We start from the raw sequence: 16,134 nt of genomic DNA, 5'->3' as shown, positions 1-16,134 counted from the left end.
TTATTTTGTCTAACTAAGGTATGACACTAAATCTTGCGATAAACGTCCAAATAACATAACAATTGGACTGTCGTTTACTTAGTGCCTATTTGTGAATGATCAAACACGCCTTAGACGATTGTGCTAAAATCGCTTGCAAAATTATTTAATCCGTTTTTATTATTGTTCTTATTTAATCCGTTACTCATCCTATCCGTCAGTAAGGAGCCGCTGTGAGCCAGCCATTTCGCTCAGCCGATATTCGCCAAGCCTTTATCAATTTTTTTATAAGTAAGCAGCATACCACTGTCTCATCATCGAGCCTGATTCCACACAATGACCCGACATTGCTATTTACCAATGCCGGTATGAATCAGTTTAAAGAGACCTTTTTGGGCATGGAGCCACGTGATTATACGCGGGCAGTAACCTCGCAAAAATGTGTGCGCGCTGGTGGTAAACATAACGATTTGGATAACGTCGGCTATACCGCGCGTCATCATACCTTCTTTGAGATGCTGGGCAACTTCTCCTTTGGCGACTACTTTAAACAAGCGGGTATTGGCTATATTTGGGAGTTTCTGACTTCTGCTGATTGGTTGGCGATCGATAAGGACCGCTTATACGTCACCATCTATGAGACCGACGATGAAGCGTTCGATATTTGGCACAAAGATATCGGCTTGCCAGCGGAACGTATTATTCGCATTGGCGATAATAAAGGCGCACCCTACGCTTCTGATAACTTTTGGACTATGGGTGACACCGGCCCTTGTGGTCCTTGTACCGAAGTGTTTTATGATCATGGTGCCGATATTGAAGGTGGCCTGCCCGGTACCCCTGAAGAAGATGGCGACCGCTTTATTGAGATTTGGAACTGCGTGTTTATGCAGTTCAATCGCCAGAAAGATGGCACCTTGCTACCGCTACCCGCACCTAGTGTTGATACCGGCATGGGGCTTGAGCGTATTAGTGCCATCATGCAAGGCGTCCACGGTAACTATCAAATCGACTTATTTACCCATTTGATGGATGCTGCCGCCGAGATTTTAGAGATTAGTAATGAACAACAAGCGTCCCTAAAAGTGATTGCGGACCATATCCGTGCGGTGTCATTTTTGATTGCTGATGGTGTGATGCCAAGTAACGAAGGGCGCGGTTATGTACTACGCCGGATTATCCGTCGCGCAGTTCGTCATGGTAATAAGCTTGGCGCAGAAAGTGAGTTTTTCTATAAAATGGTTGCGCCTTTAGTCGCTGAAATGGGCGAAGCTTATCCAGAGCTTAAAGACCAGCAAAGCGTGATCGAAAACGCCATTCAGAAAGAAGAAAGCCAATTTGCCAAGACTCTAGCACAAGGATTACGTTTATTAGCTACTGAACTTGAAAACTTGCAGGACGGTAACGTACTGTCTGGTGAGGCGGCCTTTAAGTTATACGATACTTACGGCTTTCCGCTTGATTTGACGGCTGACATTACTCGTGAGCGCGGTATTAGTATCGACGAATCTGAATTTGATGAGCATATGCAAGTGCAGCGTGAACGCGCCCGTGATGCCGGCAAATTTGATGTTGACTATAGCAGCGTCATCCAAGTAGATACCCCAACGACCTTTATTGGCTATGAGCAACTAGTAGAAGATAATGTCAATATTGTTGCCCTCTATCAAGATGGTCAAGCAGTCGATAGCTTAGATGAAGGTATGGAAGGGGTTATTGTTCTTGACCGCACGCCCTTCTACGCCGAAGGCGGTGGACAAGTCGGTGAGCTGGGCGAAATTCGCAGCGCATCTGGTGTTTTTGAAGTGCAAGATACTAAAAAATCAGGACAAGCCATCATCCATTATGGCGTGGTCACTATGGGCGAGATTAACGCTCAACAAACAGCCGATGCTCAAGTGCTCTCCAGTATCCGTGCTGCTAGTGCCAAAAACCACTCGGCAACGCATTTATTGCACGCTGCTCTACGTCAAGTGTTGGGTAGCGATGTCACCCAAAAAGGCTCATTGGTCTCCAGTGAAGTATTACGTTTTGACTTCTCTTACGATAAGCCCGTTACCAATGCAGAAATTACCAGCGTTGAGCGCTTAGTTAATGAGCAAATTCAAGCCAATGCGCCAGCTTGTATTGAGAATATGTCCATCGATGAGGCCATGAACAAAGGTGCTATAGCGCTATTTGGTGAAAAATATGGCAGCGACGTTCGCGTATTGACTATGGGTACAGACATTGTTGTCGATGGTCAACGTCAGCCCTTCTCTATTGAGCTATGCGGTGGTCTCCACGTGCAACGTACCGGTGATATCGGGCTATTAAAAATAACCAGTGAATCGGGCATTGCCGCAGGCGTACGCCGTGTTGAAGCCGTTACGGGTATGAATGCAGTCAAATACGTTCAACAAAGCGAGCAGCAATTGAGCGAACTGGCCGGACAGCTCAAGGTTAAACGCCCTGAAGTGGCACAGCGTGTCCGCACGATGGCAGACAAGCAGCGCGAGCTAGAAAAACAGCTTGAGCGTTTGCAACAAAAAATAGCCAGCGCTCAAGCTGCTAATTTACTTGATGACGTGCAAACCATTGCGGGAACGCCAGTACTTATCAGCATTTTATCTGGTGTCGATAGTAAATCGATACGCACGCTAATGGACGATATTAAATCCAAACTTCCTGATAGTGTGATTGTACTCATTGGCGATAAAGACGAGCAGCTGGCATTAGCAGCGAGTGTGGCCAAGTCTGTTACTAATCGCGTCAAAGCCGGTGACATCATTCGTCATTTGGCAGATGAGCTTGGCGGCAAAGGGGGCGGTAAGCCCGACTATGCACAAGGCGGTGCACCAAAATCCGAAAATACGGCAGCAGTTATCAGCGCCCTACCTACTTGGCTTGAAGCTCAACTTAGCTAACAACCTTTTAACTGAGTATAGTGGTGGTGTATTGGGCACAAATCACGCGATTGGTTATACCCTCTATAACCAATCGCCATGCATCTAACCCTTACTGTGACTTAAATTTTGGGCGCAGATATGGTATAAAGTACAGCGCTCAGTCAATAAAGCAGTCAATAAAGAGCGATTCAGTTTTTATAATCCGGCTTCATTGTTATTAGCCTTAATCTAGAGCGTTCTTGATAAACAGACTCATTATAGATTAACGCTAATAACTCACAGATAGTCATTGATGAATAATAGGTAATATTTTTATGGCGTTAATAGTACAAAAATACGGCGGCACGTCAATGGGAAGTATCGACCGCATCAAAAACGTCGCGAAAAGGGTCAAGCGCTGGCATGATAACGGTCATCGGATTGTGGTCGTAGTATCCGCTATGAGTGGAGAAACCAATCGTCTCATCGACTTAGCACGTCAAATTAGCAGCGAACCTGATCCCCGTGAATATGATCAAATGGTCTCCACTGGTGAGCAAGTGTCTATTTCACTTCTTGCAATGGCGATTAAAGAGCTTGGCGTTGGTGCGCACTCCTTCACTGGTCGTCAAGTAGCGATTAAAACCGATGGTGCTCATAATAAAGCCCGTATCGAAAGCATTGATGATAAAAATATCCGTGAGCAGCTAGATGCTGGCAATGTGGTTATCGTTGCAGGCTTCCAAGGAATCGACGACCAAGGTAATGCCACCACCTTAGGTCGCGGCGGTTCTGATACTACCGGTGTGGCAATTGCAGCCGCATTAGGCGCAGATGAGTGCCAAATCTATACCGATGTTGATGGCGTTTATACCACCGACCCGCGTGTCACCTCAAAAGCCAAAAAGCTTGAAAAAATTACATTTGAAGAAATGTTAGAGATGGCAAGCCTAGGCTCTAAAATTCTACAGATTCGCTCAGTAGAGTTTGCCGGCAAATACGGCGTGCCGTTACGTGTGTTATCTAGCTTTGATGAAAACAACGATGGCAGCTACGACGATGACTTTAAGCAAAACGTCGGCACCTTAATTACGATAGACGAAGGAGACAACATGGAACAGGCAATCATCTCAGGTATCGCCTTTAACCGCGATGAGGCAAAAATTGTGGTACGCGGTGTGCCCGACCACCCCGGTATCGCCTCTGCTATTCTGAGCCCTATAGGCCGCGCGAATATCGAAATTGACATGATTGTCCAAAATCTATCGACTAATGGCACCACTGACTTTAGCTTTACCGTCAATCGCACTGACCTGGACAAAACCATGAAAGTGCTTAATGACGAAGTCAAAGACGAGATTAGTGCTAAGGAAGTGTTGGGCAATAATGATGTGGTCAAAGTCTCCTTGGTGGGTGTTGGCATGCGCTCACACGCCGGCGTTGCTAGCCTCATGTTCCAAACACTGGCTGAAAACAATATCAATATTCAAATGATATCAACCAGTGAAATTAAAGTCTCTGTACTTATCCAAGAGCAATATTTGGAAAAAGCGGTCAAATCGCTACATACCGCTTTTGGTCTTGACCATGAAGATGGCGATAGTAAAGTGGCTGGGCAATAATAGATAAAATAGCAATCAGCACTATTTAATCAGTTTTGATCTAATAGGGTCCTCTATGACCCTATTTTTTTTTGGCTTCATGGCTGCTACTTTCAGTATTTATACAGCAGTTTTATGAAAAGCCGTGACAGTATCTATTATGCCACCTATAATAGACTCTTCATTTGGGCTAAATGAATTTACCTATTATCACCACGACCCGCAGCCTTTTGGGCAATTTTCCTAGCTGTTTTGTTTTTTAACGGTAAAATTTTAAATAAGATTTTTTATTATAAATAGCATGATAGTTTTGTTGCGCGGTGATATCCTGCAATTGAGATATAACTTAATGAGCAATAATTTGTTAATGCGACATAAGGAGTGTGACGCATGTTAATTTTGACACGTCGAGTGGGCGAAACGTTAATGGTTGGCGATGAGGTTAGTGTGACTGTCTTAGGCGTCAAGGGCAATCAAGTACGTATCGGTGTTAATGCACCAAAAGATATTGCCGTACACCGTGAAGAGATTTATCAGCGCATTCAACATGAGCGTGCTGTACAGTCGCAAATGCAGCATCTTGAACAAGGCAACTTTGCGCCTTCATTCGATGACGAAGACTACTTTAATCGTTAAGCTGTCACCCCTAACATTTAATCACTAAGCATAAATTAATCATCAAGTATTTTTTGCTTTTTAATCTGCTTTGAGGTCATTTATTTATGAGTATCCGCCAATCAGATGTATCGGCTCTACTTAATGGTTTGAATAAAAAAGCCATTGGATTTAATGATGTCATCAGCTTTATTGATGATTTCTATCGTTATGCGCCCGCACCTTTTACCAATGGTATGGTAATCAATGCCGCAGGCGAGAACGAAGGTAGCGCCAAGGTGTTCGGTTTTGCTAAGCATCATGGCCTAAGTCAACTGGACACGCTAAAGCTCTTCGGTGAGCATTATGCACAAGTGCAAGCGACGCCCAATGGTACGGATCATGCCAATATTCGTAATTTTTTACATTGGGGTTGGCAAGGATTTTTGATGCAGCACAATCCGTTGACTGTTCGTCCAAGCGTTGATACCACAGCGCTTTAATATTGTTTTAGGTTTAATGATTTAGACTAAAAAAAGCCACGCTATTAATGATAGCGTGGCTTTTTTATTATTTATAAAGGGCATAATTGTTGTTGGATAAACATTGATAAACAACCGCTAATAAATAGTCTCTAATAAACAGTTGCGACTAAATTGCTTTATTTATCACGAAACTTTACCGGTTGAATTGCGCCTTTGGGATTTGGCATATTAGGATAATGATGCTCGTGTTCGACATCACACTCAGCGCCAACAATAGAGCCGTCATTTTTAATGGGCTTATGCATGTAGCCGGTGCGCTCAGCTGGCGCTAGGTGTTCATGTTCCCATACCATTACTGCTTGCATACAAGTTTCGCGCTGCTCAGTCGTCAATTTCTGACCATCAGGCCACTTTCCTAGCTCTATAGCCATACGGAATTTGTCGGCTATTTCAGGTGTTAAGCTTGCTAATATCGTTTGTTTGTCCATTTTTCCTACTCTCCGCTACCATTTTTATATTATATATACACTTATTCTTCATCCATAATATCATCATCAACGTCAAGGCTGAACTCTTCGGCATGTACATTCCAGTGCAATTTGGTGCGGCAGGCTTCATAAAAGTCGAAACCTGGGGGATGCAGCAAGGTTAGCTTGTCAGGATGCTTGCGAATATACAAGCGCTGCTCTTGCTCTAGAGGCACGCTTTGCTTACCATCAGCGCTAACCATAGGTTGGGTACGATTGTCTTCGTGGATGCGGATACAAATTTCGCTATTGCCACTAACAACAATAGGCCTGCTCGACAAGGTGTGCGGATGCATGGGCACCAGACAGATAGCATCCATACTAGGATGGAGAATAGGGCCGCCACCCGATAGCGCATACGCAGTTGAGCCCGTAGGCGTGGCCACGATCAAGCCATCACTATGCTGACGATAGACATCATGTCCGTCAATTTTCATCTGAAAATCAATCATATGTACCGATTTACCAGCATGTAACACCACGTCATTTAGTGCCATATCTTCATGAATAATTTGGCGCCCTTCCCGAATCTCCATGGTCAACAAAAACCGATGATCCAGCTGATAGTCACCCATCAGTACTTGGCGCAGTTTAAAGGCTGCTTCATTAGGTTTTACATCAGCTAAAAATCCAAGACGACCACGGTTAACGCCCAATACTGGCACGCGATAACGAGCCAATGCTTCAGCGGCGTGTAATATCGAACCATCCCCGCCCACCACGATGACCAAATCACAAATTTCACCAATGAGACTGCGCTTGACGATTTTGACCTTTTCTATTTCAGTGAGGTCTAATGTTGGCAGATTAGAGGTTTGCACATCCATGATCAAGGTCAGTCCCATCTCATTAATGGTTTGAGAAATTTGGACTAGACTTTGGGTCACACTACGTTTTCCTGCGCGTCCCATGAGGCCAATACGTCGAAAAGCAGGATTTTTAATGGCGTGAAACAGCTCTGATTGATGTAAATGCGGCAATCTTTCTGACTGCGCTGAGTTTTCCATATAACGACTCGGCATAACTTAGAATAAATAACAATGATTACGCGACAATGATAGCGATAAATGAGCGCTTAAACTAGCATGTTTTAGTCATTATCGTTGTTAACTGTGGTAATCGACCCCATATATGAGACATCATGCGCGCTTTTTACACCAATTGGTAACGCGTTCATGCTGCTATTTTGAGATTACTGCTTACTTGAGCCCATAACCTACTAAATAACGGCGCTAAGCCTTGATTACTGTCACGTAAACACCGTTGACAATATGAGCGGTTTTGCTAAAGTAGCTGACATCTATAATTACTTCATTTACATCTTTTATTGAGGACATATGTATGGCCAATCCTATTGTCAGTCGCGCAGAGCTTGCGATCGGCGGCGAGCCGATGACCGTCAAGGGCGTGATACAAAAGACCACTCTATTACTTGGGCTGTCTGCCATTACTGGTGTGGGCTTTTTCTTTTATGCCCTTATGGCAGGACTGTCGCAAGGTTTTATCACCGCTACTGCCTTTGGTAGTATGTTCGCCGCGTTCGGTTTAGCACTATATATCACTTTTAAGCCCCAAAAGGCCAAAACCTTAGCAATACCTTTTGCACTGTTAGAAGGTATTTTCTTAGGTGGTATCTCACTATTCTTTATGAGAATGTATCCAAGCGTGCCAGTCACTGCTATGTGTGCGACCTTCGTAACCGCAGCAGTGATGCTCGGACTGTATCGTTCTGGTCTCATTAAGGTCACTGAGAAATTTCGCTCAATCGTAACCTCAGCTATCATTGCCATTATGTTGGTTTATGTCGCTCAATGGGTGCTTTCTTTAGCATTTGGCTCAAGCTTACCGTTTTTATTTGAGGGTGGCGCTATTGCTATTGGCTTTAGCTTGTTTGTGATTGTTATCGCCTCTTTTACTCTGTTATTAGACTTCGATAACATTGACCGCGGCGTAGCGGCGGGTGTCTCTGAAGACTATGAATGGTTGTTCAGTATCGGTATCATTACGACGCTAGTATGGATGTACATTGAATTTATGCGTTTGCTAAGCTACTTGCAAGACTAATTTAAAAGCACTTCTAAAAACTTATTTTAGAACGCTATTTATAATTGAAAATAAAAAACCGTCTGCGGCTATAATATTTAGCCACAGGCGGTTTTTTATGGTTAAAAATTTGAGTTACTTTTTTGAGTAAGTAATTATTGGTTCAAATTAAACTAAGCACGTTTTAAACGTAACGCATTTAAAACTACCAGTAACGAGCTAAGCGACATACCAATGGCCGCAAGCCAAGGCGGGACGTAACCAAATATGGCTGGCAATAACACAACCCCGTTATAACCCAGTGCCCAATGGAAATTTTGTTTGATAATACGTTCGGTTTTATCAGCGATACGCTTAGCGGCAGCGATAGCTTCGATTTGACCATTTAGAATAATACTATCGCTTGAGACTTGAGCTAAATCAGCCGCGCCAGCGATTGAGGTCGAAACGTCAGCAGCGGCCAATACCGGCGCATCATTGATTCCATCACCGACCATAAGTACCACCGCACCTTTCGCTTGCAGTTGTTGAATATGATTGACTTTAGCCGTTGGAGAGAGGCCGTTGTATGCCGACTGTATGCCTAAAGAGTCGGCAACGACGAGCGCTTGTGGGCTAGGATCGCCAGTCAACATTACTGACTCAATACCCAGTGCTTTGAGTTTATCAAGCATCGGCTGCGCGGTATCTCGCACCTTATCATTGAAATAGAAGCACGCCAGCGCTTGCCATGAAGATGACTGCGCGCCATTATCAGCATCAGATTGTGAAGGCAGTTGGCGACAAGATAAAACCACTGCCGAGCTGGCGCGATGAGCCGCTAAGTCTGGATTCAAATCGTTATTAGCCTTGACGCTATCAGCCCTTCTATCTAAAGCAAAGTCAACATGACCTATTCGGTACAATACGCCATCAATAGTAGCCTCTACCCCGCCTGCTGGATAATGTTGCAAAGCTTGGGTTGATGGTAGATGTAACTGATAGGCCGCTGTCAGCAGCGCATGAGCAACCGGATGACGACTGCCTACTTCAAGGGCGGCTGCTATTGATAATAGCGGGTCTTTTTGGCCAGTTGATTCCGTTGCAGCACTAGTAGATGCTAGCAGCTCAATATTTAATAGATTGGGCTTACCATAAGTGAGCGTACCGGTCTTATCAAAGGCGACATGAGTAATTTCGGCCAAGGTTTGTAAAGTATGACCACGAGTGGTCAAAAAGCCATAGCTGGCCAGACGATTGGTAGAAACCGTTAGAGCAATTGGTGTTGCTAAAGACAAGGCGCAGGGGCAAGTAGCTACTAAGACGGCTACTGTTGCCCAAATCGCTTGGCTGGGATCAACGATATACCAGCCAATAAATACCAACGCTGACAATACCAGAATTCGCGCTACGAACCAGCGCGCCAGCTTATCTGCTTGCTGCGCTAATTTTGGCTTTTCACTCATAGCTCGGTTCATCAGCCGATCAATCAAGCCAATCTGGCTGTCGGCTTGTAATGCGGTAACCAGCATCTCAAATGGTTGGCTGTCATTCTGTGCGCCGCCGACGATATAGTCGCCTTGACGCTTTGCAATCAAATCTCCCTCGCCAGTCAATAAGCTTTGGGAGACGGTGGCAGTTTTACTAAGTAAAATACCGTCACTGATGATTTCAGCACCTGCATCAATCATGATGATGTCACCGACTTGCAAGCTTTGTGTGGTGACCATTTTCTTTTTTGTGGTAGAAATTGGATCCTGACGGCTCGACTGTTGCCAGTCTTGAGCAATACGTAACGTGACCTTATGCACATTGGCATCTATACTTTTCATAAAGTCTGGCAACGTACGTGACTGAGCGATAGCTGACGTATCAGTTTGCAGACTTAAATTAGTAAGAGGTGAATTATTCATGCTATCTATGCCATCAAGCCTATCAACAGACTCATCAGGCACAACATTGCTATTAATTTGCGCCAACTGCTCAAGAATCAGCTCGGCAGCGGCTTTATCTTCAGCGATTTTTTGTACTAATATTGGTTCTACTACCACCAGGTCATTGGCCATAGTCGCCGCTTTTAGCCGTGCATTATGCTCAATATAACGTCCTGCCAGCAAGAAGAAAATGAACATACTGACCGAATCATAATAAGTTTGCCCGTGTCCGGTAATGGTGGCGTAAAGACTGGCGAAAAAGGTCACAATCAGGGCGACACTGACGGGCACATCCATATTGACTTGTCGCGCGCGAATCGCCGACCATGCGGAGGTAAAAAATGGTACGCCTGCATAAAAGAACACTGGGATACTGACGAATAAAGACACCCAGCGCAGAAAATCACGCTGTAATATCAGCATGCCGCTGTATTCACCAAAATACAGGGCTACGGCATACATCATCGCTTGCATCGCACCTAGAGCGGCTATACCTAACCGCAATAGCATCTTGTTAGTGTGCTTTGCCAGCATGGCTTCATGAGTGTCTTGGCGATAGGGCTTGGCTTCATAACCAATCGCATTAATCACCGCTAAGATACGGCTAATTGGCAACTTGGTTTCATCCCAGATCACACGCATACGCTGGTTGGTCAAATTGACCTGACATTTATCAATACCATCAATCTCGTACAGCCGCGACTCTATCAGCCACGTACAAGCCGCACAGCGTAGGTTATTCACTGATAGCTCAGCAACCGATAACCCATCTTGCGCGTAGACAAATTGTGATTTTATTTCATCATGATCATAAGCTTCAAGGCGAGTCATTTGCGTGGGCAAACTTGCGGTACGGTTGATCTCTGAGCGATCAAGATAATACTGCTCAAGTCCCGCTTCAACGATACTTTGCGACGCTAGCTGACAACCCATACAGCACATCTCACGTGATGAGCCGAGTATATCAGCATGAAATGGTGGGCGCGGCACGGGATCACCGCAATGAAAGCAGTGGCCTGCTGTCGGCAGCACCAGTCCTTGGGTTATGGAGTGATCGTCGTAATGAGAGGCAGTAGGTGACGAGGCGCTGGACATGGTAGATATGAGTTCCTTTAAGCGGGCTTACTTTGACCTTGATGATACTGAATTTAGCTTGAATCAAGCTGATATGAATTTGATAGTAGCCGACAATCCATAGAAAAAACATTATGGCAATCCGCATAAACAGTTAGCATAGATTGCTGTCTTATATGGCATTCATCCATCACATTAAAAGCCTAACAACTTTACGTTAAGAGCTTTCCATTAAAAGCCTAATAGCTTTAAATTAAAAGTCTAGTGACTTCAGCTCTCATTCGTTTAGTGATTACTTAGCCTAGCGGTTGTTTAACGACGGTTTAACACTCAAGCCATGTGATGATAAACCGCCTGACCATATATCACTAACCAGTATACACCTCCATAGAACTATACTAAGAAATAGCGAATGGAAATAGCGAATGAATGAGGGCGTTGATGATGATAGATTGAAAAACTTATCAATTTGCGTCATTATGAGGCAGTTTTTTATCTCAAAACGGTGTGTTATCAGTGCAAAAATCCCATTCCAATCTATCACAGTCGTCTAAGTCTGCCGTAAACACTCTGCCCTCACAGCAGCGGGGCTTGGTGTTTAGTAGTATCTTACTAATCATCATCATCGCAGGTATGGTGTTATTGGCGCTGTATTTGGTCAAGCTTGACCGTACTATTACCCACAAGTTTGAAGGCAAACGCTGGGATATCCCTGCTAAGGTGTATTCACAGCCACTTGAGCTATATCAAGGTGCCAGTGTCGATAAAGATACAATGAAGACTTGGCTTGAGCTTCTCAATTACCGTAGTAATAAGGCCTATGATAGCACTGGCACTTATCGTAAATCAGGTAACACCTATTTTATTCATACACGGGGCTTTACTTATAGCGCCAATGATGTTGATAAAGAACAAGTCATTAAGATGACCATTGCCGGTAATAAGATTGAATCGATCCAAAGCACCTTACCTGCCAAGACCGGTATCATTCGGCTTGAACCCGTTAATATCGGTGGTATTTACCCCGATAGTAATGAAGATCGAATGGTCGTTTCTCTAGATGAGGTGCCACAGCCGCTGATTGATGCGCTAATAGCGACTGAAGATCGCGGTTTTTATGAGCATAAAGGGGTTTCAATACGTGGTATTGCGCGGGCCGTGATCAATAACTTCACCGGTGGTGCTAGGCAAGGTGGCTCGACCATCACGCAACAGCTGATTAAAAATTTCTACTTAAACTCTGATCGCACGCTAAAACGCAAAGCCAATGAAGCAATGATGGCAGTGCTACTAGAGCTGCACTATAGCAAAGATGAAATACTACAAACCTATTTGAACGAGATTTACTTAGGTCAGAATGGCAACCGTTCTATTAATGGTTTTGGCTTGGCATCACAATTTTATTTTAATCAGCCGCTCAATGAGCTGCGCTTAGATCAACAAGCTATGCTAGCTGGTATGGCAAAAGGCCCTAGCTTCTATAATCCACGTCGCAACCCCAACGATTCCAAAGCGCGCCGTAATGTCGTGCTCAGTAATATGTTATCAGTGGGTACGCTGTCTCAGGAAGACTATGATGCTGCGATAGAGAAGCCGCTTGGTGTGGTTGATAAACCCGTTGAAGGAAAAAGTCAGTTCCCTGACTTTTTGGATATCGTCAAGCGTGAGCTGAATGACGTCTATTATTCAGATGATCTTAAGAACGAAGGTTTAATCATTATCAGTACGCTCAATCCTATTGCCCAACTAGCCGCGGATAAAGCTGTTGATAAAAAACTTGGTGAGTTACGCCGTGGTAGTAGTAAAACCAAAGATTTACAAGGAGCATTGGTCAGTGCCAATCCTGAAACTGGTGAGCTGGTCGCCGTGGTAGGTAGTGGTAGCGAATTTACCGGCTTTAACCGCGCAGTCGATGCCAAGCGGCAAGTGGGCTCATTGTTAAAACCAATTATCTATATGACCGCGCTTGAAAGTGGTCGCTATAACTTGGCAAGCCCGGTCGATGATTCACCCATTACGGTCAATTTAAGCGACGGTACTAAATGGAACCCCACAAACTACGCTGGCCGCGATCATGGTTATGTACCTTTGACCACGGCGCTGGCCCACTCTTATAACCAAGCTACTGTGCGCTTAGGAATGGAGTTCGGTATCGATACTTTTGCCAAGCAACTACAGCGTATGGGAATAAAAGAAAAAATTCCTCCGTATCCTTCAGCATTACTAGGCGCAGTTAATCTTAGCCCAATGGATATGCTCGGTGTCTATCAAGTGTTTGCTACTGGCGGTTTTCGCACCCCGATTCATAGTATCCGTACGGTGATTGATGATCGCGGGCGCATTTTGCAGCGGACTGGATTAAATACCCAGCGCAGTATTCCACCTGAGGCCAACTATTTGACCAACTATGCATTGCAGGAAGTAGTCAAAAACGGTACTGGCAAACAGGCTAAATCGCTTGGCAGTAATTTAAATCTCGCTGGCAAAACCGGCACGACCAACGATTACCGTGACGCCTGGTTTGCCGGCTATAGTGGCAACTATGTCAGTGTGGTTTGGGTTGGCCGTGATGACAATAAGCCAATTGGACTTAGCGGCGGTACAGGGGCACTGCCAGTATGGGTCGACTATATGAAGCGCCTAAAACTGACGCCAGTATCCATGCCAGAACCAGAAGGTATTGAGTGGTTATGGCTTGAAAATAATTCCGGAAAACTATCCAATGAGCGTTGTTCTGATGCACGCTATCTGCCTGTCATGTCAGCATACTTGCCAGAAGAGGCCAGCAGTTGTGCTCTTGGCTTATACCAGCAGGAACGCGCACGCGAGCAACAACAGTGGCAAAATGATCAAGGATCTCAACAACAACAGCGCCGCCGCGAGGGGCTAGATATTCCAAATGGCCAAGCTATTAATACTGATGCTCAAAATAGTAACGAGATACAAGACAATAGCAATGCGCAAAAACGTGCCGACACTTGGTATGACCGTGCGCTCGAATGGTTCTAAGGTTATTTTTTGAAATTTAAGAAAGGGCTTTAACATGCTGTCATCTATGCAAAAAACTGTCTCATCTAAGCACAAGAGAATTACGAGCGTACGGTCTGCTAAGCAGATCAAGCTCTCTAAAATGGTGCTTGTCACCAGCGTTATTATCGGTATGCTAAGCTTAAGCGCCTGTCAGACTGTGCCAACTACGACCACAGCGACGTCTACTCAAACCTCGCCAACAGCCACTACCACAGCGGTGACCCAAGCGCCTGCGATCGATGGTAACGATTACGAAGACGGCTACCCTATTGAGCCTTATGTTCGGCCCGAACCGTCCGCTGTGCCAAATCCATCAACTGAACAAACACCAGTATCAGCGCCACCTATTACAATACCCAGTACGGTCCTCATAACGCCCTCTAATGATGACTATATAATCACGCCACCGCCAATAGCACAGCCAACATTCCCTCCAGCAGTGCAGCCAGAATCGCCGTCACATAATGAGCTATTAGAGCGCGCACGGCAAAATTCAAAACAGCAAAGTCGACAAGCCCCTTCTAATAACAGTAATTTACCGGCATTTCAAAATTTGATGCAATCTGGTATTGGCCAGCTAAAAGTGGGGAACTTGACCGCTGCTGAGAGTAGCTTTACCCATGCTCAACGCCTTGCTCCCAGATCATCAGCTGTCTATTTTTACTTGACACAAGTGGCACTCAAAAAGAACCAACCTCGCAAGGCAGAAGCAATGGCTCGAAGGGGTTTAACGGTCTCAAAAAATGCCAGTCGTCGCCGTGCATTGTGGCAGCTTATCCTGCGCTCAGGACAACTACAAAACAGTTCGCGGGTCATTCATGAAGCTCAGCAGGCATTACGCTAGATATTCAGGTATTAGATATTCAACCTAAGCAATAAGGTTTAGAGTTTCAGCACAACACCTTTTTATTATTTTTATCATTCCCACCTATTTACTTTTTATTTTAATCTAAGGTTATCGTTATGGCATGGCAACAACTGCATTTACAATGTGAAAAGGCAAACGTTGATTTGGCAGAGGCATTATTATTGGAGGCAGGCGCACTGTCCATTGCGTTAGACGATGCGGGCGATCAACCTTTATTTGAGCCCTTGCCAGGAGAGTCACCACTGTGGGATGAGGTCATTCTGACTGGGCTTTTTGATGCCACCACTGAGGTAGGTAGCCCGCAAGTGGTTGAGCAGTTAGGCCACGAAATAGCCGCCCAAGTGCAAGCCAGTCGCATCTGGCTGACTGCCGTTGATGACAAGGATTGGGAGCGCGAGTGGATGACGCACTATCGTCCTATTGAGTGCGCCAATAATCTCTGGATTGTGCCAAACTGGCTCAAACCACCAAATACTGATGCTACCAATATTATTATGGATCCAGGGCTAGCGTTTGGTACAGGTTACCATGCCACTACCCGTCTATGTCTTGACTGGCTGACCGAACAAGACTTAAGTAATAAGGTAGTGATTGACTACGGTTGTGGCTCAGGTATCTTAGGTATTGGCGCCCTGTTATTAGGGGCTCGCCATGTCTATGCGGTAGATATTGACCCGCAAGCAGTATTGGCTACCAATCAAAATGCCGCGCGTAATCATGTCGAGGATCGTTTGCAAGCTTTCTTACCGGAAGCATTTGGCAGCTACTGTGCCCAAAATGAGGTGGTGCCCGTCGATGTTATTGTAGCCAATATTTTAGCCAAGCCGCTTATTGGTCTCGCTCCTTATTTTGCAACGTTAATCGCTGCAAAAGGTCGTATTGTGCTGGCAGGATTGATTGAATCACAAACTGAACAGGTCAGCGACGCTTATAGCCCTTACTTCGCTTTGGATGCTAAGCATGCTTATACGGCACAAGAAGACCAACATTGGCAGCGCTTATCAGGCACATTTACAGGCTAGCAACATTTAATTACATCTGTTACGATAGAGCAGTAGTTAAGGTTTGCACATTTAACGCTGCTCTGTAGTTGCCTATAGGTTTACAATGTATAACAGATCTAAACAGTTGTATTAAAAACAATAGGCAGCTT

The 16,134-nt window shown here is 44.9% G+C and carries 10 protein-coding genes and 1 pseudogene; 8 read left to right on the top strand and 3 right to left on the bottom strand.

Annotation, left to right across the window (positions count from 1 at the left end):
* Nucleotides 1-212 precede the first annotated feature (212 nt).
* From alaS to U1P77_RS02795, 4 genes and pseudogenes are all read left to right on the top strand, one after another.
* On the top strand, nucleotides 213-2,885 hold the full coding sequence (alaS, locus tag U1P77_RS02810; protein WP_321155893.1) for an alanine--tRNA ligase: 2,673 nt from the start codon (nucleotides 213-215) through the stop codon (nucleotides 2,883-2,885).
* A 296-nt stretch (nucleotides 2,886-3,181) separates the two neighbouring features.
* Complete coding sequence (locus tag U1P77_RS02805) at nucleotides 3,182-4,468, top strand: aspartate kinase (protein WP_321155892.1); 1,287 nt, start codon at nucleotides 3,182-3,184, stop codon at nucleotides 4,466-4,468.
* A gap of 369 nt (nucleotides 4,469-4,837) precedes the next feature.
* A pseudogene (csrA, locus tag U1P77_RS02800) lies at nucleotides 4,838-5,005 on the top strand (carbon storage regulator CsrA); the annotation flags it as partial.
* 164 nt (nucleotides 5,006-5,169) lie between these two features.
* Nucleotides 5,170-5,544, top strand: a complete 375-nt coding sequence (locus U1P77_RS02795) for a HopJ type III effector protein (protein WP_321155891.1) — start codon at nucleotides 5,170-5,172, stop codon at nucleotides 5,542-5,544.
* 158 nt (nucleotides 5,545-5,702) lie between these two features.
* On the opposite strand, the gene U1P77_RS02790 is transcribed toward U1P77_RS02795, so the two are convergent.
* Both U1P77_RS02790 and U1P77_RS02785 read right to left on the bottom strand, forming a co-directional pair.
* A complete protein-coding gene (locus U1P77_RS02790; RefSeq protein WP_201554009.1) occupies nucleotides 5,703-6,014 on the bottom strand; it encodes a YeaC family protein in 312 nt (103 codons plus the stop codon).
* A gap of 41 nt (nucleotides 6,015-6,055) precedes the next feature.
* Nucleotides 6,056-7,060 carry an NAD(+) kinase gene (locus U1P77_RS02785; RefSeq protein ID WP_321155890.1) on the bottom strand — a complete coding sequence of 335 codons (1,005 nt, stop codon included), beginning with the start codon at nucleotides 7,058-7,060 and terminating at the stop codon, nucleotides 6,056-6,058.
* A 334-nt stretch (nucleotides 7,061-7,394) separates the two neighbouring features.
* Here U1P77_RS02785 and U1P77_RS02780 point away from each other — a divergent pair, with 334 nt between their 5' ends.
* On the top strand, nucleotides 7,395-8,117 hold the full coding sequence (locus U1P77_RS02780; RefSeq protein ID WP_201554013.1) for a Bax inhibitor-1/YccA family protein: 723 nt from the start codon (nucleotides 7,395-7,397) through the stop codon (nucleotides 8,115-8,117).
* 152 nt (nucleotides 8,118-8,269) lie between these two features.
* On the opposite strand, the gene U1P77_RS02775 is transcribed toward U1P77_RS02780, so the two are convergent.
* On the bottom strand, nucleotides 8,270-11,104 hold the full coding sequence (locus tag U1P77_RS02775; protein ID WP_321155889.1) for a heavy metal translocating P-type ATPase: 2,835 nt from the start codon (nucleotides 11,102-11,104) through the stop codon (nucleotides 8,270-8,272).
* A gap of 495 nt (nucleotides 11,105-11,599) precedes the next feature.
* Between U1P77_RS02775 and mrcB the strand changes: the two genes are divergently transcribed.
* From mrcB to prmA, 3 genes are all read left to right on the top strand, one after another.
* Nucleotides 11,600-14,092: a penicillin-binding protein 1B gene (gene mrcB / locus U1P77_RS02770; protein WP_321155888.1), complete on the top strand. Its 2,493-nt coding sequence runs from the start codon at nucleotides 11,600-11,602 to the stop codon at nucleotides 14,090-14,092.
* Between the two features lie 34 nt (nucleotides 14,093-14,126).
* Nucleotides 14,127-14,957 (top strand): tetratricopeptide repeat protein, encoded by an 831-nt coding sequence (locus U1P77_RS02765; protein WP_321155887.1) that lies wholly within the window; start codon nucleotides 14,127-14,129, stop codon nucleotides 14,955-14,957.
* 119 nt (nucleotides 14,958-15,076) lie between these two features.
* Nucleotides 15,077-16,003, top strand: a complete 927-nt coding sequence (gene prmA, locus U1P77_RS02760) for a 50S ribosomal protein L11 methyltransferase (protein WP_321155886.1) — start codon at nucleotides 15,077-15,079, stop codon at nucleotides 16,001-16,003.
* The last annotated feature ends 131 nt before the right edge of the window (nucleotides 16,004-16,134 follow it).

The organism is Psychrobacter sp. LV10R520-6 (assembly GCF_900182925.1).
Taxonomy (GTDB): domain Bacteria; phylum Pseudomonadota; class Gammaproteobacteria; order Pseudomonadales; family Moraxellaceae; genus Psychrobacter.
Note: the sequence above shows the minus strand (reverse complement) of the source record. Positions and strands in the feature narration are given on the sequence as shown.